The following is a 22634-nucleotide window of genomic DNA, read 5'->3' as shown; positions in this document are numbered from 1 at the left end:
CTTGATTTAACAATTCAAGGTTAAATATTCACCGGCTCAATCCCATCAACTTTCATCACGGTATGTAAATCTTTATCGCCACGTCCAGAAACATTGACAATAATAATTTCATCTTTTGACATAGTCGGAGCAAGTTTAGTCACATACGCCATCGCATGAGAACTTTCCAATGCAGGAATAATTCCTTCAATGCGGGTTAAATCACGGAAACCTTGTAAGGCTTCATCATCATTAATCGGCACATAATTGACACGTCCAGTATCTTTTAAGAAACTGTGTTCAGGGCCAACACCAGGATAGTCTAAACCAGCAGAAATACTATGGGTTTCAATAATTTGCCCTTGTTCATCACTCATCAAATAAGTACGATTACCATGCAATACACCAACATGACCTGCATTGAGCGGTGCAGAGTGTTTACCTGTTTCGATACCCAAACCACCAGCTTCTACACCATACATTTTCACAGTTTCATCATTTAAAAATGGGTAGAATAAACCAATCGCATTCGAGCCACCACCTACACACGCCACCAACGCATCAGGTAAACGCCCTTCGGCTTGTAAAATTTGTTGCTTGGCTTCACGCCCAATAATCGATTGGAAATCACGCACCAACTGCGGATAAGGGTGCGGACCTGCCGCCGTACCAATCACATAATAAGTGCTATCAACATTGGTTACCCAATCTCGCATGGCTTCATTCATGGCATCTTTGAGTGTTTTTGAACCACTTTCCACAGGCACAACAGTCGCACCCAACAAACGCATACGATATACATTCATTGCTTGGCGTTTGACATCTTCCGCACCCATATAAACCACACATTCTAAGCCCAAACGAGCAGCGATGGTTGCAGTTGCTACGCCGTGTTGCCCTGCACCTGTTTCCGCAATAATACGTTTTTTGCCCGATAATTTGGCAAGTAGAGCTTGTCCAATAGTATTATTCACTTTGTGCGAGCCAGTATGGTTTAAATCTTCTCGTTTGAGATAAATTTTTGCACCGCCTAACTGCTGAGTCCAACGTTCAGCAAAATACAATGGACTTGGACGCCCCACATAATAGGCTAAATCTCGGTCAAATTCGGCACGAAATTCGGCATTATCACGCATTGAAAAATACAATTTTTCTAAACTTTGCAATGCGTCCATTAAAGTTTCCGATACAAATCGTCCACCGTGAATCCCAAAATGTCCTGTTTTATCAGGATATTGGCTAAAATCGATTGCTGTCATTATAGACCCCTACGGTTCATCTTTTTTTCAAAAAAATCTTGTGCATTTTGGCTAAATTGTTCAATATCACTACATTCATTAAACAAAGTTCTCTGCCATTCAGTATAATCAAAATTATCTCGTCTAATCAATGTAATAAATCGCTCTGCTTGTACTTCGCCAAGTGCATGAATCAGGCTTTGCATACCCGTTACACGAAGTTCATTATCAGTAATCATCTGCTAACTCCTGTATAAAATTGATTGGGTTTAAAGCTCGAATGTCTGTATTATACGCTAATTTTTTCAGTAATTTATCATCGGTTGATAAAAAATAATGAGCTTTTGCTTGAACTGTACAAGCAACGTGTAGAGCATCTTTGATTTTTATATTTTGCTCTACAAGTCGTTGAGCATATTCAATAATTTCTGGACATTGCTCAATGATGATTGTTGATAAATCTAACCATTGTTCAATCGCAAATTTTCTCTCAAAAAACGGATTTTTATCATTTTCATAATCTAATATGTATGACCAAACTAATGATAATTCTTTATTTTTTATCATTGCTTGAATATATAGTTTCGCTTCGGTTTCTAATCGTATGCGTATATTTCCTTGTTCATCAAAAGGGCGGTTAAACATACAATTATCTAAATAAACCAATGGTGTATATAAATTACCCATATAATTCTCTCAAAATACAGTTTATAATTACTTTTTTTCTTTTACTTCAACAAATTTTTGCGTTTTCACATCAAATATCATTTTATATTGATGATGTTTAATTTGTGGTTTAACTTTTTGACCTTGACGATTAAATTTGCCAGTTTCAGTTTTTACCTTCACTGAAATAGGATAATAGCCATTCACCACAGGCTGATTTTTTAAAATATTGATTTGGGCATTATCATCAAGATATTCATCACCACTGGAAAACTCATAACTATGATGGCTTTCAATTTCCGCAATTAACGCAATTTTTTTGGCAATCGGTGCATAAACATTAGTTTGGCAACTGCTTTCTCCACCTGCACCGCTTGCACATTCTTCACCAAGCCAAGCATATTTATGTTGCCCAATTTCGATGAGTTTATAATCCGTCATTTGACTACGACCTGCACCGCCACTGGCAATATAAGGATTTTTAGCGATAATATGCCAATCTTTTTCTTTTCTTTGTAAGATAAATAATCCACCTAAACCAGTATCAACACGGCTTGCTTCTTCAATGGTATCACCTGCAACGGCTAAATATAGTGTTGGGATTTGATTGAATAATTTAAAATCTGCAGCAACCACACGAACACAATAAGGTTGTTTTTCTGCACCATATTCAGCATAAGCAGTAAAATCATAAATATGACATTGTTTTTTCTTATCAAATTTTGCACCATAATGCTCGGTCAATAATTTTTTTACCGCAGGTGTTGCATCTTTTTGAAGATCAAATTGTGCAAATGTCATATTTGACATCATACATAGTGATAAAAATAATATTTTTTGATTTAACATTCTCAATCTCTTGCTTTCATGACATTATGGATAAATCTTTGCATTTTTTCATGACATTTAATCCCTTTTTCCTGTTCAACCCCACCACTAACATCAACAGCATATGGTTGGGTTAAAGCAATCGCATCAGCGACATTTTCAGGATTGAGACCACCTGCCAAAATCAAAGGAATATCCGCTTTCGGAAAACTTGTCCAATCAAAACAATGCCCTGTACCGCCTTTTAAATCAGGGTGATAAGCATCAAGCAAAATCGCACTTGCACCTGCATTTTGATATTCAGTAATCGATTTTAAAATATCCATATCATCTTTTACTTGAATCGCTTTATACCAACGGCGACTCAGTTTTTGAGCAATATTTTGGCACTGTTCGGGACTTTCATCACCATGAAATTGTAAAATATCAATTGGCACTTGATGGCAAATATCGGCAATTTCATCGAGTGTGGCATTGACAAACAGCCCCACAATCTGCACATAGGGCGGAATATACTTTACTAAATCAATGGCTTGTTCAATATTGACTGCTCGTGGACTAGGAGGATAAAACACCAAACCAATCGCATCAACGCCAGCCTGTACAGCGGATTGTATATCTTGTGGGCGGGTCAGACCGCAAATTTTTGTGCGAGTTTTCATCAGAATTATAACTAAAACATTTTTTCTATTATACTGTAATTTTAAGTTTTTGCTTAGATTTTTAAAGCATTTAATTGTGTACGGGCGGAAAATCTTCCGCCCTTACAACAGTCTATACGACATATCAACTTTTAGAACTATCATTTGTTTATTTTTTACACTAATTTATAAAATGTTTTATCAAAACTATTGACAATCTTGATTTATTTTATCTACAATCCAAATATTAACGTAAAGATTGGCGTTAATGGTAATTTTAAATGTCATTAAAATAGATTTAGAATTTCCCCACTGAGCTATGTCCCGCCTACTTTTCAGTATTGTTTTTACACAATATTGATGGTTGTTTTATTGTAAATTTTAGATGATACAACTTAAAACTGTGTGTTTTAGGTTGATGTTTCATTATCTCTAAATTTTACGTTGTTGAAATCATGGGCATATTCGCAAAGTGTGGAGCATTGCCCTATCGTCATGATGGAGCAGAAATGCAAAAATTTATTTTAATTCGTGGACATCAAGGCTCAGGAAAATCGACTTTTGCCAAACAAAAAATACAGGATTTTAAAAACCAATATCCAAATGCACAAATTATTCATTTGGAAAATGATATTTTATTGACCGATGAACAGGGGAATTATCGTTGGTCGCCAGAACGTGTGGATAAAGCACAACGTCAAAATATGACGACATTTAAAAATGCGTTAAAACAGGCTCAACAAAATCCAAGTCAAGATATTTTGATTGTCAATTCTAATACCAATCAAAAACATACTACTTGCATGCATTTAATGCAATTAGCAAGAAAGTTTAATTTCATAGTTGAAATTTATCGCCTGCATAATTTTTTTGAAAATACTCATCGTGTGAAATTGCCTGATGTATTATCGGCTTATATGAATTTAAATAATAATCCTTTGCGTGAAGAAATTCATATTGAGCCAACCAAACCGATTGATGATGAGATTCGAGCATTATTAGAGAAAATGCAGAATTTTAGTCAAAATAAATTGCCTTTTGATGAACAACAACAAACCTTTGTGACTGAAGAGTATTTAACCTTTGCTCAAAAGAATTTTATCAAAAAGCAAAGTAAAAAATATCCTGAATTATCAGTATTAAAATATGCTCGTCATATTTTTTATGATGATAAATTTGATAATGCTTTATTGGAAATGCGTGGTTTAATTATTGATGAATTTAACCAAATCATTGTACGTCCATTTAAAAAGGTTTTTAATTATAGTGAGCGTATTGCGAAACGCAGTAAATATCCACTTAAAATTGATGATAATCATCTGGTAAAGGCTGTTGTTAAAGTCAATGGATTTTTAGGTGTCTGTACTTATGTGGATTTAGATGCACAACATCCAAGTTTTAACGCATCGTTTAATCATCAGGTATTATATTCGACCACAGGTTCGCTGGATAGTGATTTTGCACAGATGACAAAAAATCATTGTGAACAATATATTGATGTATTTAAACAATATCCAAATCATAGTTTTTTATTTGAAATTACCGATGAGCAAGATATTCATATTATCAATGAAGAATTTGGCGAAACCTTAATTGGTATGGTGAATGTCAAAACAGGTCAAATGTTTAGCGAACGTGAGCTTGATGACATCGGTCAGCAATTTAATATTAAACGACCAGATACGATTAAAAATATCACATTTGCTGATTTAAAAACCTTGTTAAAAGATGTGAAACATGAAGGTTTTATGGTGTTTGATGCCAAAACTGATGAGTTATTATTTAAGTTAAAATCACCTTATTATTTAATTTCTAAATTTTTTGGGCGTAGCCAAAATAGTAACTTAGACAGTAAACTCAATAAGCGTAACGTTGATGAAGAATATTATCCTTTGATTGATTATATCAATGCCAATAAACAGCATTTTAATGGTTTAGATGAGTTAGCAAAAATTGCATATATTCAAGCATTTTTGGAACAATTATGATGAATAATGCTGTTGTCGAAAATCCATTTCAAAATATCATTGATGAATTTTATCAAGTATTTAATTATCCAAAACCAACTGGATTTTTAAATGTCTGTACTTGTGGCGTATGTGTAGATGAAAAACTTGAATTAGAACTGCGAACATTGCCTTTGCGTGAATTAACTCGTAATCATTTGTATAATTACAATGATACGGCAAAAGACCCAATAGAACGACCGCATGAATTAAAATATTTTTTACCTAAAATGGTAGAGTTATTTACCGAAGGTGAAAATTTACACCATTCTACTGAAATTTATTTTCAGCGTGTGGGAAATTGTCCAAAAGGCAGTTTTACTACACAAGAAATGGCTCTGTGGAATAAATTTTGCTATGAATATCTAAAAGCCTTAGTCAATGTTTATCCTTATGAGCGTTTAAAGTGGCAACAAGATGGTATATTTAATTGCTTGTTAATGTTTTATATTGGCGGTGCAAATATTCAACCGTTTTTAGATTATTGGGTAACGCTAAATACACCACAATCCACCATAAATTATATATTCAGTAGTGCGTATGATTATTGGAATAATTATTATCTACCACCCGTTGATTATAAAATTGATATGGCATTTGCACAGGATTATCCAGAATTTAAATCAATCATGAAAAAATGGTTGGATAATCCAAAACATAAACAGCATTTTACCGATTGTATTATCAATCTAAGCAGTGATAATATTGATAAATTTTATGCTGAATATGAATTTGCTCAACGAAATGATTATATTAGTTGTGTTTTTGATGCTTTAACAGGTGTAATTTGGAAATAAAAGGAAAATAGAATGTCTAAAATATTTTTTACATCAGATTTGCATTTTTCTCATCGAAATATTGCAAAATTTTGCCCACATACTCGCCCACAAGGCGATATTGATACCCTAGACCGTTATATGATTGATGTATGGAATGATACGGTTGGGGTTGATGATATTGTTTATAATTTGGGGGATTTAAGTTTTTCCCACGATTTAAAACGCATTACCAAAGTTTTAAGTCAGCTTAATGGTGAACATCATTTAATTTTTGGTAATCATGATGACATCATCCAAAATCATCTTGATAAGTTGCTGAATACGCAAAAACATGATGGTAAACCGTTATTATCATCAGCACAGAGTTATTTAAAATTAAAGATTGAAAAACAAACTTTGATTTTATTTCATTATCCAATTGCAGAATGGGACGGTTGCCATAAAGGTTATTATCATTTACATGGGCATATTCATGAGCGTATGAGTGATATTCAAGGGCGGATTTTAAATGTTGGTTTTGATTTACATGGGCGGTTTTTAACACTTGATGATATTCAACATTATTTAGATGATATTATTGAATCTAATCATCATTTTGGTGATAAAACCGATACCACGCTGAGTCCAATTTATGGTTTGAATATTCCAGAAGTTTTAAAGCAGTGTACTGATTATCAAAGTAGCAAAAATGATGAACAAATCTGTGCAAATCAGCAATTATTACCATTTTTAATTGCTGAACATTTTACAAGGTTAAATCCCAAAAATTGATGCGTTTTAGATATTCATTGTCTATGAATTTGTTTGTCCCTATAATATGTTTCGCCTTGTAACATGGGCTGGCAAGTCAGTGAAAGTCCGACACTGTACCCGCAACAGTGATAAGATACCCCATATCTTTTAGTCTGAAAACAACCATGTTACTTTACCTTAATCCATTCATTTACGAGAAAATGATTGTTTGGAAGATGATGATGTCTAAATTATTTAAACCTGCGACTTTAGTAGTTGCAATGGCTTCAGCCCTATTTTCTAATACAGTTTTTGCTCAAGAGACTGTAGAAGTTAATGCTCTAGATCCAATTGTAGTAACAGCTAACCGTATAGATACTACTTCTAAAAATGTATTAGCCAGTATTATTGTAATTGATCGTCAAGAAATTGAGCAAAAACAATATACTTCTTTATTAGAAGCATTAATTTCTGTACCAAGTATTGCAATCTCAAATTCAGGCGGTGCTGGTAAAATATCATCTATCTCTATTCGAGGCACTAGTAACCGCCATGTGTTAGTGTTGGTAGATGGTCAAAAAGTTGGTTCTGCAACTTTAGGAGAAACTGCTTTTGAACATTTCCCAATTTCTCAAATTGAACGTATTGAAGTTGTAAATGGTGCACGTTCAGGTATCTATGGTTCAGAAGCTGTAGGTGGTGTAATTCAAATTTTTACACGCAAGAATAATGACTCAAATGGTATCAAAGCATTTGGATCAACTACGATTGGTTCTCACCAAAGCTATCAAGGTAATTTAGGATTAAGTGCAACTTCTGATCAAGCATGGGCTACCCTAAATATCGCAACTGAATTTACCGATGGGTTTAACGCTACAAATATTCAACAAATACAAGACCTTGATAAAGATGGCTATAAAAATAAATCGGCTTTTCTACGCACAGGCTATCGCTTTAACGACCGCTTAAAACTGGATGCACATGCGTTAATGGTTGATGCTAAAAATGATTATGATTATTCTGATTGGGGTGCTACAGATACAACAAATGTACATGGTAATATCAAACAAAATGTCTATGGTATTGGTGCAAACATTAAACCACTTAATGCTTGGGATTTAAATATCAAAGTAGGTCGTTCAGAAGATAAACTAGATAGTCGTGATGGTTTCCCTTCAATCATAAACACACAACGTGATACAATTAATATTCAAAATACCTTAACTTTACCTGCAAATCAAAAAGTGGTTATTGGTGCTGATTATCAACAAGATAAAATATCAGGTACAACAAACTATGCTGTTAAAGAGCGTGATAATAAAGGTTATTATGCACAATACCTCGCTCAATTTAATGGTTTAAATATGCAAGGGGCTGTACGTCTTGATGATAATGAACAATTTGGCAATAAAACGACAGGTAATATCGCTTTAGGTTATCAATTTAATGATACCATTCAGGCTTACGCTAGCTATGCAACGGCGTATAAAGCACCAACTTTTAATGATTTATATTGGCCAGGCTCTGAAAATCCAACACTTGTACCAGAACAATCTAAAAATTATGAACTTGGGTTTAAAGGTTCGTTATTCAACTTAGATTGGCAATTAAATGGTTTCCAAAACAAAATTGATAATATGATTGTTTGGGCACCAAATCGTAGTGGTAATTGGGTACCAAGTAATGTTGATAAAGCTGAAATTAAAGGTATTGAGCTAGCATTAGGTCAAAAATTAGATAAGCTTTCTTGGAATGCAAGCTATACTTATCAAGACCCAACCAATAAAACAATTGGTGCAAATACCAATAATCAACTTGTTTTACGCGCTAAACAATTAGCAAAATTCTCAGCAGATTATGACTTAACAGATAAATTATCAACAGGTTTGTCTATATATGCAAGTGATAAACGCTATATTAATGTCAGTAATACAAGCTATTTATCGGGCTTTGCAACAGCTGATTTCCGTATTTCATATCGTATTTTGCCAGAGTTTCTCGTTCAAGCAAAATTAGCAAATGCTTTTGACAAAACATATCACACACACTATGGTAATTCAACCCTATACACTCAAGATGGTCGTACAGGTTGGCTTACTTTCCGTTATGATATGAAATAATCATGCTCTCATAACATAAAAAATGGATAGTTTGACACTATCCATTTTTGTTATGTATTTTATGCAAACAAAGTCAATATCAATCGTGAACAGGTGCTTGATTCGGTGTTTCATAACCTTCAGGTAAACCAAAAATTTGACGTAAAATCACTTTATAAAAAGCAAATGCTTCTAATGCCCCTTGAATAGCTTCATTCTCTGCTGATTTATCTAAACCTAAATTATTTAAATAAACCACAAATTCACGCCAATGCTTACCACGACCATCTGGGTGCGGTGCTAAATGTGTTGCCCCAATATCAGCATTAAAATTCAATTTTTCTTTAGCATCTTTATATAAAAATGCCGCTCCTAAATTTGAACCCTCAGCACAATATAACCAACCAATCGCTTTATTGCCCTGTGGAGTTGGTAACTGCCCTTGATATGCATACACTTGACTATTTAAGTCCTGTAAATCTTTCAGTACAGCATCATAACGAGCCATATATTCCAATTCTGGAATTTTTTCATTTAAGTTTGGATCTTTATAAATATCATCAACGATTTTATGGAAAACTGATTGTAATTGCAAAAATTTTGCATAATTTTCATTATTTTTAAATGGCTCAACTGACATTACCAAATTATCAACACTATCATGTGTAGTGCGAGTTTCTGTTTTTAAACGTTGAGCAAAAGTTAATGTTTCTTGTGTCATGATGTTTACCCTAGAATAAAAATATACTGATAAAAAACTTATCAACCCCACAATCTACATCATGTATATGATAAGATTGATGATTATCGGTTATAATGAATAGTCTCATTCAAATATCAGATAAATAATATAGCATAATTTACAAATGACTATCAAGTGAAAATAAATATCAATTATATTAGTTTATAACAAATAAAAAACAATCAAACGATTATTCCACTCTCATCTTTTATCTATGTTAAAATATTTCTAAATCATTGATAAGTTTTTAAATATGTTGAATCCACAATCCATTCCACAATCACTCTATATTCACGTACCTTGGTGTATCAAAAAATGTCCTTATTGCGATTTCAATTCTCACGCCGTGCCAAATGGTGTGTTAGAGTTTGACTTGGCACAGAATTATATGCAGGCATTGTGGAAAGATTTTCAATCACAAACAGATTTATTACAACAACGTCCTATTCATAGTATTTTTATTGGTGGAGGAACGCCATCATTGATAAGTGCAGAGCATTATCAACGTTTATTTAACAAAATCCAAAAAATAACGCCATTTCAAGATTTTTATACACAAAATCCCAATATTGAAATTACCTTAGAAGCAAATCCAGCCAGTATTGAACATGACCCATTTTTATTCTATTTAGAAGCAGGGATTAACCGTATTTCATTGGGCGTGCAAAGTTTTAATGATGAACATTTAAAACAATTAGGACGCATTCATTCTGCAGACAGTGCCTTAAATGCCATTCAACACGCTAAACAAGCAGGTTTTCAGCGTATTAATGTAGATTTAATGCACGGTTTACCCAATCAAACACAAGAGCAAGCATTAAATGATTTAAAAACAGCGATTGATGCAGGTGTAACACATATTTCATGGTATCAATTGACTATTGAACCAAATACCGTTTTTTATCGTACTCAGCCAATTTTACCGCCTGATGATACCTTAGCCGATATTCAACAAGCAGGTGAACAATTATTAAAACAACATGGTTTTGTACAATATGAAATTTCTGCTTGGCGTAAAGAATTACCATCAAGCCATAATCTAAATTATTGGCAATTTGGTGATTATTTAGCCATTGGTGCAGGAGCTCACGGTAAAATCACCCAAAATGATGGTATTTATCGCTATCAAAAAACCCGTTTACCTAAAGATTATCTTGCTAAACAACCTGCTGAAAATCTACAATTTCAACAGATTTTAGCACAAGATTTAGCTTTTGAGTTTATGATGAATGCCTTACGTTTACATTATCCAGTGCCACTAGAATATTTTAGCCAACGTACAGGTTTAGATATTGCGGTTATTCAACCCACACTTGATAAGCTCAGACAAAAATATTTAGTTATTATAGATGACAATAAAATCCAATGTAGTACCTTAGGTCATCAATATTTAAATGATGTGTTACAATATTTTTTAAGCGAATAATTTACAAAGTAATAAATGACTTATTTTTAAACAAATAATTTAAATTATCATTGATATAACTTGTATTTCTTATTTTTTTCGCTATAATAGCACCCTATGGAAGCGTGGCAGAGTGGTTTAATGCACCGGTCTTGAAAACCGACGAGGGTTCACGCCCTCCGTGAGTTCGAATCTCACCGCTTCCGCCAAATTTGAAAATCCTTTATCTTCATGATAGAGGATTTTTTTATTTCCATAAATAATAAACATAAAAAATGTGGATAATTTTTTATCTTATCCACATTCTCGCAGACTAATTTAATTAAACATTAAAACGGAAATGCATGACATCGCCATCTTGTACAACGTAAGTTTTACCTTCTAAACGCCATTTTCCTGCTTCTTTCGCACCATTTTCACCATTATATTGAATAAAATCATCATATGCTACCACTTCAGCACGAATAAAACCTTTTTCAAAATCAGTATGAATCACACCTGCTGCTTGTGGTGCTGTTGCTCCGACTTTTACCGTCCATGCACGCACTTCTTGCACACCTGCAGTAAAGTAAGTTTGTAAACCTAATAATGCATAACCCGCACGAATCACACGGTTTAAACCTGGTTCTTCCATACCCATTGCTTCTAAAAATTCAGCACGCTCATCATCTTCTAATAATGAGATTTCTGCTTCAATTTGGTTACATAATGGCACAACGACTGCATTTTCAGCTTCAGCTAATTTTTTAACAGCATCCAAATGTGGATTATTATCAAAGCCATCTTCAGCAACATTGGCAATATACATCGTTGGCTTTAAGGTTAATAAACCAAAACCACGTAATAATTTACGTTCATCATCAGATAAATCTGCTGCACGAGCTGGACGACCTTCATCTAATAAAGGCTGTAATTTTTCTAAAGCAGTTTTTGTTGCAATTGCATCTTTATCACCGCCTTTTGCCACTTTCGTTAATCGGGTAATCGCTTTCGATACTGTTTCTAAATCTGCTAAAGCTAATTCTGTATTAATAGTTGCAATATCATCTAATGGGTCAATTTTCCCATTCACATGAATTACATTTTCATCTTCAAAACAACGTACCACATGAGCAATCGCATCGGTTTCACGAATATTCGCTAAAAATTGGTTACCCAAACCTTCTCCTTTTGATGCACCTGCTACTAAACCTGCAATATCTACAAATTCCATGGTCGTTGGTAAAATACGTTGCGGTTTAACAATTTCCGCTAATTTATTTAAACGTGCATCTGGTACAGGAACAATACCTGTATTTGGTTCAATAGTACAAAATGGAAAATTTTCCGCTGCAATCGCAGCTTTCGTTAAAGCATTAAATAAAGTTGATTTACCAACATTTGGCAAACCCACGATACCACAGTTAAAACCCATGAAATGTCTCACTATTTTTATAAATTAAAATGATTATTTTAACGTAATTTAAGGTTAATAGATAGGATAATATCAATTATTTCTCATATTCAATGTGATTGATATACCATAGCACTTTACCTAATGGCGTACTGACTTCTGCTTCATCATCAACAGATTTACCTAATAATGCTTGTGCCATTGGTGCTTCAATAGAAATATAATCGGGGTGATGTCCATAAATTTCATCAACACCAACAATACGTAAGCGTTTTTGCTCACCTTGCTCATTTTCAATTTCCACCCAAGCCCCAAAATATACCTTTCCCTCTTGCTCTGGCGAATAATCCACAATACGAACTTCTTCTAAACGTTTGCCTAAATAACGTACACGGCGGTCGATTTTTCGTAATAATTGCTTATTATATTGATAATCAGCATTTTCACTACGATCACCCAAACTTGCTGCCCAATTCACCTTTTGCGTAATTTCAGGTCGTTGATTACGCCATAAATCATTGAGTTCTTCAACCAGTAAATCATGCCCTTGCCTTGTAATTAATGGCGATTTCATGTGATATATTTCTCATTTACAAACATAATTTTCTATCATATCTGAGTTTACAACAGTTTTCAACTATTCAAAAAATATTACAAAATATTTCAAAAACATGATAAATTCTGCCATTTATAAATGTATTTTTTACAGTAGAATATTTGACAAGTTGAGCAATCAGATATATCATGCTCATATTAAGGTCAAGTTTTTACAATTTAAGCCTTGATGATGTATATTCAATATTCTTGTTTTATTATTATTTTTTAATATAAAACAATAATTTGTATATTTTTTATCGTTATACATTTTGGTTAAGTATGTATAATTAAAAAGATAAAACATCACTAAGGTCCGAATAACCGTTCAATTTTGACAACAATTTAATGGAACCACAAAGGTTTACCGTTGCTAAAATTGACGCATGACTCAGCACTGTATGTTTTAATTCTAGGTTTAGCCAATGATTTAAAAAGTATATACAGTTGTAGGAGAACCAACATGCAAAATTTAACCAACCAAACCCAACAAAGTACACCAAGACTGAAAGTTTTTTTAACATCATGGCTCGTTAAGCTTGTCGCAATTTCAGCAATCTCAGCATCAACTTGCTATGCTTTTTACAATTTGAATTATAATGGCTCAACGCCAACTGCAATGAGTTCTACTGACTATAATCGTGTCATCAATCAAAAATATATGACTGTTGTAGCAAGTCCAAATCCAAGTGCCTATTTTAAAGATGGTGATAATATCATGCATGGTTTTGGTTATGATTTAACTCGTCTTTATGCCAATGAACTGAATGTTGAACTCAAATTTGAAACCGTAACTGATGATGAAACTGCTTTAGAATGGGTCAAACTCGGTAAAGCTGATTTTGCAATTACCAGTGCAAATGAAAAACAATTAATCTCTCATAAACTCAATGCTATATCACTGGCTTGTGGTGATATACATAGTTTAAGCCAAAATGGTTTAGATGAACAATTACAATGGACATTTAAATCACAACAAGAAACACTGACCCAAAAAGCACAACAATTTGCATGTAATCATAAACAAAATGGTACCATGCAACAATTAGCTTCATTTTATAGTCGTTATATTGTGAATGATGATGATTGGTTCTTTGTTAAACGTGATTTAAATGACCGTTTACCAATGTATAAAGCTGATTTTAAAGCCAATGCTAAACAATATGATTTAGATTGGCATTTATTAGCAGCAATGGGTTATCAAGAATCTTTACTCAAAGCCGATTCAGTTTCACCTACAGGTGTTAAAGGCTTGATGATGCTGACAAATAGCACCGCAAAAGAAATGGGCATTGAAAATCGTGAAGACCCATTACAAAGTATACAAGGTGGTGCCAAATATTTTGACCGTCTGCTTGACTCCTATCAGCATATTCCCAATCCAGACCGTACATGGTTTGCTTTAGTCGCATATAATATGGGACCGGGTGCGGTTAAACGTATCCAAAATGAAATTGAAACTCAAGGCAAAAATCCAAATGATTTTGTCAATCTATTTGACTATTTACAACGTAATAGTGCAGAAAATAGTCGTTATGTACAAGCCATACACTATGTAACACGTGTTCGTACCTTCTTAGAGCATCTCAAAGCAGAGCAATTACCACGCGTATAAAAGCCATATTACAAAAGCCGATTATATTTATCATAATCGGCTTTTTGTTTTAACTATAAAATTCTGTTAAAATACATTACCCTTAAAACACTATTCAATAATAATATGATGCCAACAAGCAATTTTTCACTTATTCAGCAAATTGATGCTCTACTTCCACAAACTCAATGTGGTTTATGCGGTCATCGTGATGGTTGCCTACCCTATGCTCAAGCCATTGCACAAGGTGAACCTGCCAATAAATGTGTACCTGGTGGACAGCCTGTAGCTGATGCATTAGCTCATTTATTAAAACGTGAACCTTTAAGTGCAGAACCAAGTGTTTGGCAAATTCAAGCTGATGGTCGCCCACAACGTATGAAAGCGATTATTCGTGAAGATGAATGTATTGGTTGCACTAAATGTATCAATGCTTGCCCTGTTGATGCAATTATTGGCAGTGGAAAACTCATGCACAGTATCCTAAGTGATTTATGTACAGGTTGTGAATTATGTATTCCACCTTGCCCTGTTGATTGTATTGACTTAGTGGAAGATACTCAACCTTTACCCAATGAAACACAACGTATTACCGAGCAAAATAGCTTACGTCAGCGTTATTATGCACATATTCAACGTGAACAACAACGTAAATTAAATCATAACAATCCTATTGTGCGTGCTGAAATTAATACAGCTTTATTTATTGAATTTTCTCAATATCTGCAAAATGTTCCACAAATTCAAAATGTTGAGCAAAGTCATAATCAGCATTTAATTTATGATAGTAAAAATACTATTGAAATGGCAAAAATCCGTACGCAAATTAAAAAATTACAAAAGCAATTAAGTGTACGTGCCGATGCACAGAAACAAACACAACTGATTGAATTAGAGCAACAATTAGCACAATTATTAGGATAAGAATATGAGTGAACAACCCAAAGCTCGTAAAGCAATGACTAAAAAAGAAGTCATTACATTTTTTGAATTATTACGAGAACAACGCCCAAAACCTGAAACGGAGCTGAATTATTCATCGCCTTTTGAATTGCTAATCGCTGTAATGTTATCTGCTCAAGCAACAGATAAAAGCGTGAATAAAGCTACAGATAAATTATTCCCTGTTGCTAATACAGCACAACAAATTTATGATTTAGGTGTTGATGGCTTAAAAGAATATATCAAAACCATTGGTTTATTTAACGCTAAAGCAGAAAATGTCATCAAAACATGCCAAATCTTGATTGAAAAATATCAAGGCGAAGTTCCACAAACACGTGAAGCTTTAGAAGCCTTACCTGGTGTGGGACGTAAAACTGCCAATGTCGTTTTAAATACAGCTTTTGGACAAGTGGCGATGGCAGTTGATACACATATTTTCCGTTTAGGTAATCGTACAGGTTTAGCAATAGGCAAGAATGTGTTAGAAGTTGAAAAAAAACTACTCAAAACTATTCCTAAAGAATTTATTTTAGATGCTCATCATTGGCTGATTTTACATGGTCGCTATTGTTGTACCGCTCGTAATCCCAAATGTAAAGAATGTATAGTCAGCCATGTATGCCATTGGGTTGATAAAGACAGTTATTTAAATTAATAAGCAAAAAAATACGCAATGATGGGGTAATCATTGCGTAATAAAACTAAATTTATATTATTTGATTTAATAAGCACATTATAATATAAAATGTTAAATACATCACATATTTTAATGTAATTTTTTGTATCATTCCCTTTTATTCAGCAATAAAAAATAGCTAAGTATTAAACTTAGCTATTTTCAAATCATTTGATTAAACTAATGATTATTTCTTCTTACGGTTAATTGCATGAATCGCACGATTATCCACTGCTAAAGCCGCTTCATGTACCACTTCAGAGAATGTTGGATGACCAAATGTCATTAATTGTAAATCTTCTACTGAAGATACAAATTCAAGTGCAATCATACCTTGATGTACCAAATCAGAAGCATTAGGACCAACAACATGCATACCTAATAAACGGTCAGTTTTTGTATCAGCAACAAATTTAACAAAACCTTGATTATCTGCAGCTGCTAAAGCACGTCCATTTGCCGCAAAACCAAACTTACCAGCTTTAACTTCATAACCTTTTTCTTTCGCTTGCTCTTCAGTTAAACCAACCCAAGCTGCTTCAGGATGTGTATAAATTACGCTGATAATAGTATCATAATTCACTTGGGCTGCATGACCGTGAATACGTTCAACCGCCATCACACCTTCTTCCATCGCTTTATGTGCAAGCATTGGACCACGCACTAGGTCACCAATCGCATAAACACCTTCAACAGATGTTAAGCATTGATCATTGACTTCAACTAAACCACGCTCAGTTAATTTAATACCACTGTCTTCAGCTAACAAACCTTCTGCATATGCTTTACGCCCCACACAAACAATCACTTTATCAAAAGTTTGTGCTTTTTCTTCGCCATTTTGTGTATATTTAACAGTCACTTCTTGACCGTTGATTTCAGTACCAGAAACTTTAGCACCAACTTGAATATCTAAACCTTGTTTAGTTAAGATTTTTTGATATTCTTTAGATAATTCTTTATCCGCAATCGCTAAGAAATTATCCATTGCTTCAAATACAACAACTTCTGCACCTAAACGACGCCATACAGAACCTAATTCTAAACCGATAACACCAGCACCAATAACACCTAAACGTTTTGGCACTTCAGAGAATTCTAATGCACCTGTTGAATCAACAATTAAGCCCTGCTCATTATCTACTGGTGCAACTGGGATATTCACAGGTACAGAACCAGAAGCTAAAATCACATATTTTGGTGCAAACACTTGTACTTGACCAGAGTGAGCAACAAATTCAACTTTTTTGCCTGCTAATAATTTACCAGTACCTTGTAACCAATCAATACCATTGCCTTTTAATAGACCCGCAACACCAGCCGTTAAACCATCAACTACTTTATCTTTACGAGCCAATAAAGTTGCTAAATCTAACTTCACTTCACCTGTTGTAATACCATGTTCAGCAAGTTCATGTTGAGTTGCTTCATAGCGGTGAGAAGAATCTAATAATGCTTTTGATGGAATACAACCCACATTTAAACAAGTCCCACCTAAAGATGGTTTCCCTTTGTGGATACGTTTTTCAATACACGCTACTTTAAAACCAAGTTGAGCCGCACGAATCGCTGCTTCATAACCACCTGGTCCACCACCAATGACAACTAAATCATATTCAGACATTTTTTATACTCCAATTTAGTGATATTACACTAGATATACTTAAAAATTTTATATAAAAAGCCGTTTCATGACAGAATTATCATGAAAACGGCTTATATCAATATGTAGATAAATTAAAATTTATCCACAAATGTTTATACATCATACTTAACTGTATAATATCAATTATAAATCAAGAATGAGTTTTGCTGGTTCTTCAAGTAATTCTTTGATTGTTACTAAGAAACCAACTGCTTCTTTACCATCGATTAAACGATGGTCATAAGATAATGCTAAATACATCATTGGTAAAATGACCACTTGACCATCAACCGCCATTGGACGCTCTTGGATTTTGTGCATACCTAAGATTGCAGTCTGTGGTTGGTTTAAAATCGGTGTTGATAATAATGAACCGAATGTACCACCATTAGTAATAGTAAATGTACCACCTGACATTTCTTCAATCGATAATTTACCTTCACGTGCTTTAGCCGCATAAGCTGCAATGCCATTTTCAACATCAGCATAGTTCATACGGTCAGTATCACGCAATACTGGTACCACTAAACCACGATCAGAAGATACGGCTACACCAATATCATAGTAACCATGATAAATAATATCATCACCATCGATAGATGCATTTACTGCTGGATAACGTTTTAATGCTTCTGTTGCTGCTTTAACAAAGAATGACATAAAGCCTAAACGAGCACCATGACGCTTTTCAAAAGCATCTTTATATTGCTTACGCATATCCATGATTGGCTTCATATTTACTTCATTAAATGTAGTAAGCATTGCAGTTTCTTGTGTCGCAGATAATAAACGCTCAGCAATACGCTTACGTAAACGAGTCATTGGTACACGCTGTTCAATACGCTCACCTACTAATGGAGCTGGTGCAACACTTGTAGTCGCAGGTTTTCCTTGATGATTTGCAACATCTTCTTTTGTAATACGACCACCACGACCTGTACCATTTACATCAGCTGGATTAATACCTGTTTCAGCTAATGCCTTACGCACCGCTGGTGCTTGGTCTTGAACTGGAGTTACTGTTGAGGCTGCTACTGGTGCTGTTACTGCTTCAGGAGCAGCTGCTTGTGGTGCTTCAGCTACTGGTGCTGTGGTACCCGCCGCACCTTCTTCAAATTGAGCAATCACTTCAGCAGAAAGAACTGTATCGCCTTCATTTTTACTAATAGATGCAATTACACCATCAGCAGGTGCAACCACTTCTAAAACGACTTTATCTGTTTCGATATCACAAATTACTTCATCACGTGAAACAGGTTCACCTACTTTTTTGTGCCAAGTTGCAATCGTACCATCTGCTACTGACTCTGGAAATACGGGAGCTTTAATTTCTGTTGCCATGTCGAGTTCTCTCTATAAATAAGGCGTTATACTATTTTATATTCCAATGAAAATCTGTTGAATAAACGTATCCAACAGATTTTTAACTACGATTATTGAATGCCTAAAGCGTCATTCACTAATTGTGCTTGTTGTTTAGCGTGCTTAGACGCTGAGCCGCATGCTGGTGCTGCTGCTGCCTCACGACCTGCATACTGAACAGTCTTAATTTTTTCATTAGCAGCAATCAATTCATATAGATGCGGCATTACAAAGAACCAAGCACCTTGGTTTTTAGGTTCTTCTTGAGCCCAAACAAGTTCAGTTACATTTGGATATTCAGCTACAATCTCAGCCACTACATCTGCTGGATATGGATACAACTGCTCAATACGCACAATCGCAATATGATTTAGATTCTCAGCACGGCGTTTTTCAAGCAAGTCATAGTAAACTTTACCACCACAAATAACTAAACGTGTTACTTCATCTTTATTAATGCTATCGATTTCATTAATTACTGTTTGGAATGAACCATTCGCTAATTCATCTAAATCAGAAGTAGCTAATTTATGACGTAACAATGACTTAGGCGACATAATTATCATTGGCTTACGCACATTGCGTAATACTTGACGGCGTAAAGCATGATAAATCTGTGCAGGTGTCGTTGGTGTCATCACTTGCATATTTTCTTCAGCACATAATTGTAAGAAACGCTCTAAACGTGCTGATGAATGCTCAGGACCTTGACCTTCGAAACCATGTGGCAACAACATGGTTAAACCACTTAACTGCTCCCATTTAGTTTCACCAGAACAAATAAATTGGTCAATCACCATTTGAGCACCATTTACGAAATCACCAAACTGTGCTTCCCAAATAGTTAAACCTTTTGGTGCATTTGTTGAGTAACCGTATTCAAATGCCAACGCAGCCTCTTCAGATAATAAAGAATCCCACGCTTCAAACATTGGTTGATTTTCGGCAAGATTACATAATGGTAAATAGGTTTGACCAGTCACTTGCTCATGTAATTTAATATGACGGTGTGAGAATGTACCACGACCCACATCTTCACCAGAAATACGGATTTGACGACCTTCAGCCAATAATGTTGCATAAGCTAAAGTCTCTGCTGCCCCCCAGTTTAATGGTGCTTCACCAGTTTGCTGTGCTAAGCGGTCAGCTAATACTTTTGCAACCTGTGGTTGAACTTTAAAACCTTCTGGCAATTCAGCCATTTTACGACCTAATGCTTTTAATTTTTCAATACTATAGGTTGTATCACACACATCTGTATAAGGCTGATCAATATAAGCATCCCAATCATGTGTAGGTTTAGTATCATGATGAATTAAGTTTGGTGCAACAAATTCTCCACGCTCTAATTGTTGGCGATAATCTTCCGCCATTTGATTAGCTTCAGCTTTGCTCAATACACCTTCAGCAACCAATTTATCAGCATAAATTGTACAAGTTGTTGGATGCTTACGAATCACTTGATACATCACTGGCTGGGTTGCCATTGGCTCATCAGCTTCATTATGACCACGACGGCGATAACATACTAAATCGATAAATACATCTTTACCGAAAGTATGACGATAATCATGTGCTAACTTAGTTACAAAAATAACTGCCTCAGGGTCATCACCATTAACATGAAATACTGGTGCAGAAATCATTTTTGCAACATCAGTACAGTATTCGGTTGAACGTGCATCTAATGGATTCGATGTTGTAAAACCAACTTGGTTATTAATAGCGATATGAATTGAACCACCTACACCATAACCACGTGTTTGCGACATTTGAAAAGTCTCTTGGTTTACACCTTGACCTGCCAATGCTGCATCACCATGTACAATAATTGGTAATACATTACCACCATGACGGTCTTTTCTCGCACGCACTGAACCCTCAACCACAGGAGCAACGATTTCTAAATGCGATGGATTATATGCCAATGCTAAATGCACACTATTCCCTGCAACATTCACATCACTAGAGAAACCCATGTGATATTTTACATCGCTTGAGCCTTTGTATGGTTTGTATTTACCATCAAACTCATCAAATAAATCTTGAGACTTCTTACCCATCACATTGACAAGCGTATTGAGACGACCACGGTGAGCCATACCAATAATCACTTCTTTCACACCTGATTCACCCGCAGATTGAATCAATTGTTGTACCATTGGAATATAAGATTCACCACCTTCTAAACCAAAGCGTTTCACACCAACATATTTATTTGCAAGGTATTTTTCCAAACCTTCAGCAGCAGTCAAACCGCTTAATAATTTTTTCTTATCGTCAGCAGAAAAATTAAATTTACCTTGAGCTGTTTCTAAACGCTGTTGTAACCATTTGGCTTCTTCAGGCTGTGTATAGACATATTCAGCACCAATAGTATTACAATAAGTTGCTTGTAAAACATCAATAATTTCTTTTAATGTCGCTGATGTTTTACCAGCAAATTCAACATGGAACGTTTTATCTAAATCAGATTTTGATAAACCATAATATTCCAATTTTAATTGTGCTACTTCAGAACGTTGCTGTAAACCTAAAGGGTCTAATTTTGCTTGCTTATGACCATAGGTACGGTATGCTTCAATTAAACGCACAACTCCCACCTGAGCCTGAATTTGCTCTGGAGATGAAGCACCAGCAACCACCACACGTGCTGTCTGACGACCCAATTGTAAAAATTGCTCACGCACATCGCTATGTGTTTGATCACCTTTTGGATATTTATCAAAATATGTACGCCATTCATCAGACACAGATGATGGAGAGATTAAATACTGTTCATATAAATCTTCAATATATGCAGCACCATCAGCGGAAAGTTCGCTATCTTGACGTAAAACAGCAGCAGACTGTTGCATTAGAATATTCCTAATTTCTCAATTAATGTACTATACAATAATAATTGTATAGCATTGATTTATGTTTTTTAATGTCTGATAATTATCAGTACAATAAAAACGGATTTACACATTTATATAGTATAACAAATATTATGCAAGGGATAAACCATTTAATGATAATAATTTTAAATGATTTTGCTATATTTTATACGATAGGCTGTCAAATAAGTCAATTATATATCAACGTTTTTATTTTTATCATCTTATTTATAATAACGTTGGTTATAAACCACTATTTTTTACAAATTCATGTGATGAATTTATCATTTCCACTTAAAATGATTTTTTTTGTATGTTTACTTCCACTTAAATACCTTTTTTAGTTAAAATATAACGTATCTTTTTAGTTATTTTATTTGGAATATTTTCATGATACGTCAGACGTTTGCAATTGTTACGCTTGCAATTGC

General features: G+C 34.5%; 19 protein-coding genes and 1 tRNA gene. 9 read left to right on the top strand and 11 right to left on the bottom strand.

The features are described from left to right. Window positions 1-20: 20 nt before the first annotated feature. Genes trpB through LU301_RS03425 form a run of 5 tightly spaced genes read right to left on the bottom strand, consistent with a single transcriptional unit; the run spans window position 21 to window position 3373 of the window. Window positions 21-1238, bottom strand: a complete 1218-nt coding sequence (gene trpB / locus LU301_RS03445) for a tryptophan synthase subunit beta (RefSeq protein ID WP_305272554.1) — start codon at window positions 1236-1238, stop codon at window positions 21-23. Next, window positions 1238-1456 carry a hypothetical protein gene (locus LU301_RS03440; RefSeq protein ID WP_305272552.1) on the bottom strand — a complete coding sequence of 73 codons (219 nt, stop codon included), beginning with the start codon at window positions 1454-1456 and terminating at the stop codon, window positions 1238-1240. The genes trpB and LU301_RS03440 overlap by 1 nt, the downstream gene beginning before the upstream one ends. Continuing rightward, complete coding sequence (locus LU301_RS03435; protein WP_305272550.1) at window positions 1446-1904, bottom strand: PIN domain-containing protein; 459 nt, start codon at window positions 1902-1904, stop codon at window positions 1446-1448. The genes LU301_RS03440 and LU301_RS03435 overlap by 11 nt, the downstream gene beginning before the upstream one ends. A gap of 27 nt (window positions 1905-1931) precedes the next feature. After that, complete coding sequence (locus LU301_RS03430) at window positions 1932-2684, bottom strand: hypothetical protein (protein ID WP_305272548.1); 753 nt, start codon at window positions 2682-2684, stop codon at window positions 1932-1934. Between the two features lie 50 nt (window positions 2685-2734). Then, window positions 2735-3373, bottom strand: coding sequence for a phosphoribosylanthranilate isomerase (locus LU301_RS03425; RefSeq protein WP_305272546.1), 639 nt, complete (start codon window positions 3371-3373; stop codon window positions 2735-2737). 488 nt (window positions 3374-3861) lie between these two features. Here LU301_RS03425 and LU301_RS03420 point away from each other — a divergent pair, with 488 nt between their 5' ends. The 4 genes from LU301_RS03420 to LU301_RS03405 all read left to right on the top strand — a co-directional run bounded on the left by LU301_RS03420 (window position 3862) and on the right by LU301_RS03405 (window position 8989). Beyond that, window positions 3862-5340, top strand: a complete 1479-nt coding sequence (locus tag LU301_RS03420) for an RNA ligase (protein ID WP_305272544.1) — start codon at window positions 3862-3864, stop codon at window positions 5338-5340. After that, window positions 5340-6155, top strand: a complete 816-nt coding sequence (locus tag LU301_RS03415; RefSeq protein ID WP_305272542.1) for a hypothetical protein — start codon at window positions 5340-5342, stop codon at window positions 6153-6155. The genes LU301_RS03420 and LU301_RS03415 overlap by 1 nt, the downstream gene beginning before the upstream one ends. A gap of 12 nt (window positions 6156-6167) precedes the next feature. Continuing rightward, window positions 6168-6908, top strand: coding sequence for a phosphoesterase (locus LU301_RS03410; RefSeq protein WP_305272540.1), 741 nt, complete (start codon window positions 6168-6170; stop codon window positions 6906-6908). 203 nt (window positions 6909-7111) lie between these two features. After that, the gene (locus tag LU301_RS03405) at window positions 7112-8989 is read left to right on the top strand and encodes a TonB-dependent receptor domain-containing protein (protein WP_305272538.1); all 1878 of its coding nucleotides are present in this window, start codon (window positions 7112-7114) and stop codon (window positions 8987-8989) included. Window positions 8990-9068: 79 nt separating this feature from the next. Here the strand turns inward: LU301_RS03405 and LU301_RS03400 are convergent, their stop codons facing one another. Continuing rightward, window positions 9069-9689: a biliverdin-producing heme oxygenase gene (locus tag LU301_RS03400; RefSeq protein ID WP_305272536.1), complete on the bottom strand. Its 621-nt coding sequence runs from the start codon at window positions 9687-9689 to the stop codon at window positions 9069-9071. 274 nt (window positions 9690-9963) lie between these two features. Between LU301_RS03400 and hemW the strand changes: the two genes are divergently transcribed. Both hemW and LU301_RS03390 read left to right on the top strand, forming a co-directional pair. Further along, window positions 9964-11136, top strand: coding sequence for a radical SAM family heme chaperone HemW (gene hemW, locus LU301_RS03395; RefSeq protein ID WP_305272534.1), 1173 nt, complete (start codon window positions 9964-9966; stop codon window positions 11134-11136). 98 nt (window positions 11137-11234) lie between these two features. Continuing rightward, window positions 11235-11324, top strand: a tRNA-Ser gene (locus tag LU301_RS03390). 113 nt (window positions 11325-11437) lie between these two features. Here LU301_RS03390 and ychF read toward each other — a convergent pair. Together ychF and greB are read right to left on the bottom strand one after the other, a co-directional pair. Next, window positions 11438-12529, bottom strand: coding sequence for a redox-regulated ATPase YchF (gene ychF / locus LU301_RS03385; protein WP_305272532.1), 1092 nt, complete (start codon window positions 12527-12529; stop codon window positions 11438-11440). Between the two features lie 76 nt (window positions 12530-12605). Next, window positions 12606-13082 (bottom strand): transcription elongation factor GreB, encoded by a 477-nt coding sequence (gene greB, locus LU301_RS03380; protein WP_305272530.1) that lies wholly within the window; start codon window positions 13080-13082, stop codon window positions 12606-12608. Between the two features lie 483 nt (window positions 13083-13565). On the opposite strand from greB, the gene LU301_RS03375 reads away from it, so the two are divergent. The 3 genes from LU301_RS03375 (at window position 13566) to nth (ending at window position 16296) form a co-directional block, all read left to right on the top strand. Then, window positions 13566-14717, top strand: coding sequence for a transglycosylase SLT domain-containing protein (locus tag LU301_RS03375; protein ID WP_305272527.1), 1152 nt, complete (start codon window positions 13566-13568; stop codon window positions 14715-14717). Window positions 14718-14822: 105 nt separating this feature from the next. Further along, window positions 14823-15620 carry an RnfABCDGE type electron transport complex subunit B gene (locus LU301_RS03370; RefSeq protein ID WP_305272525.1) on the top strand — a complete coding sequence of 266 codons (798 nt, stop codon included), beginning with the start codon at window positions 14823-14825 and terminating at the stop codon, window positions 15618-15620. A gap of 4 nt (window positions 15621-15624) precedes the next feature. Beyond that, window positions 15625-16296 carry an endonuclease III gene (gene nth, locus LU301_RS03365; RefSeq protein ID WP_370692220.1) on the top strand — a complete coding sequence of 224 codons (672 nt, stop codon included), beginning with the start codon at window positions 15625-15627 and terminating at the stop codon, window positions 16294-16296. A 208-nt stretch (window positions 16297-16504) separates the two neighbouring features. On the opposite strand, the gene lpdA is transcribed toward nth, so the two are convergent. From lpdA to LU301_RS03350, 3 genes are all read right to left on the bottom strand, one after another. Next, on the bottom strand, window positions 16505-17941 hold the full coding sequence (lpdA, locus tag LU301_RS03360; protein WP_305272523.1) for a dihydrolipoyl dehydrogenase: 1437 nt from the start codon (window positions 17939-17941) through the stop codon (window positions 16505-16507). Window positions 17942-18106: 165 nt separating this feature from the next. Further along, window positions 18107-19303 carry a 2-oxoglutarate dehydrogenase complex dihydrolipoyllysine-residue succinyltransferase gene (gene odhB, locus LU301_RS03355; RefSeq protein WP_305272521.1) on the bottom strand — a complete coding sequence of 399 codons (1197 nt, stop codon included), beginning with the start codon at window positions 19301-19303 and terminating at the stop codon, window positions 18107-18109. 92 nt (window positions 19304-19395) lie between these two features. Then, entirely contained in the window at window positions 19396-22182 is a 2787-nt protein-coding gene (locus LU301_RS03350) for a 2-oxoglutarate dehydrogenase E1 component (RefSeq protein ID WP_305272519.1), read from the bottom strand. Window positions 22183-22634: the final 452 nt, after the last annotated feature.

Origin of the sequence: Moraxella sp. ZY210820, assembly GCF_030674635.1 — a bacterium.
Taxonomy (GTDB): Bacteria; Pseudomonadota; Gammaproteobacteria; order Pseudomonadales; family Moraxellaceae; genus Acinetobacter.
The sequence above is the reverse complement of the archived record's forward strand: the minus strand, read 5'-3'. Positions and strand labels throughout refer to the sequence as shown.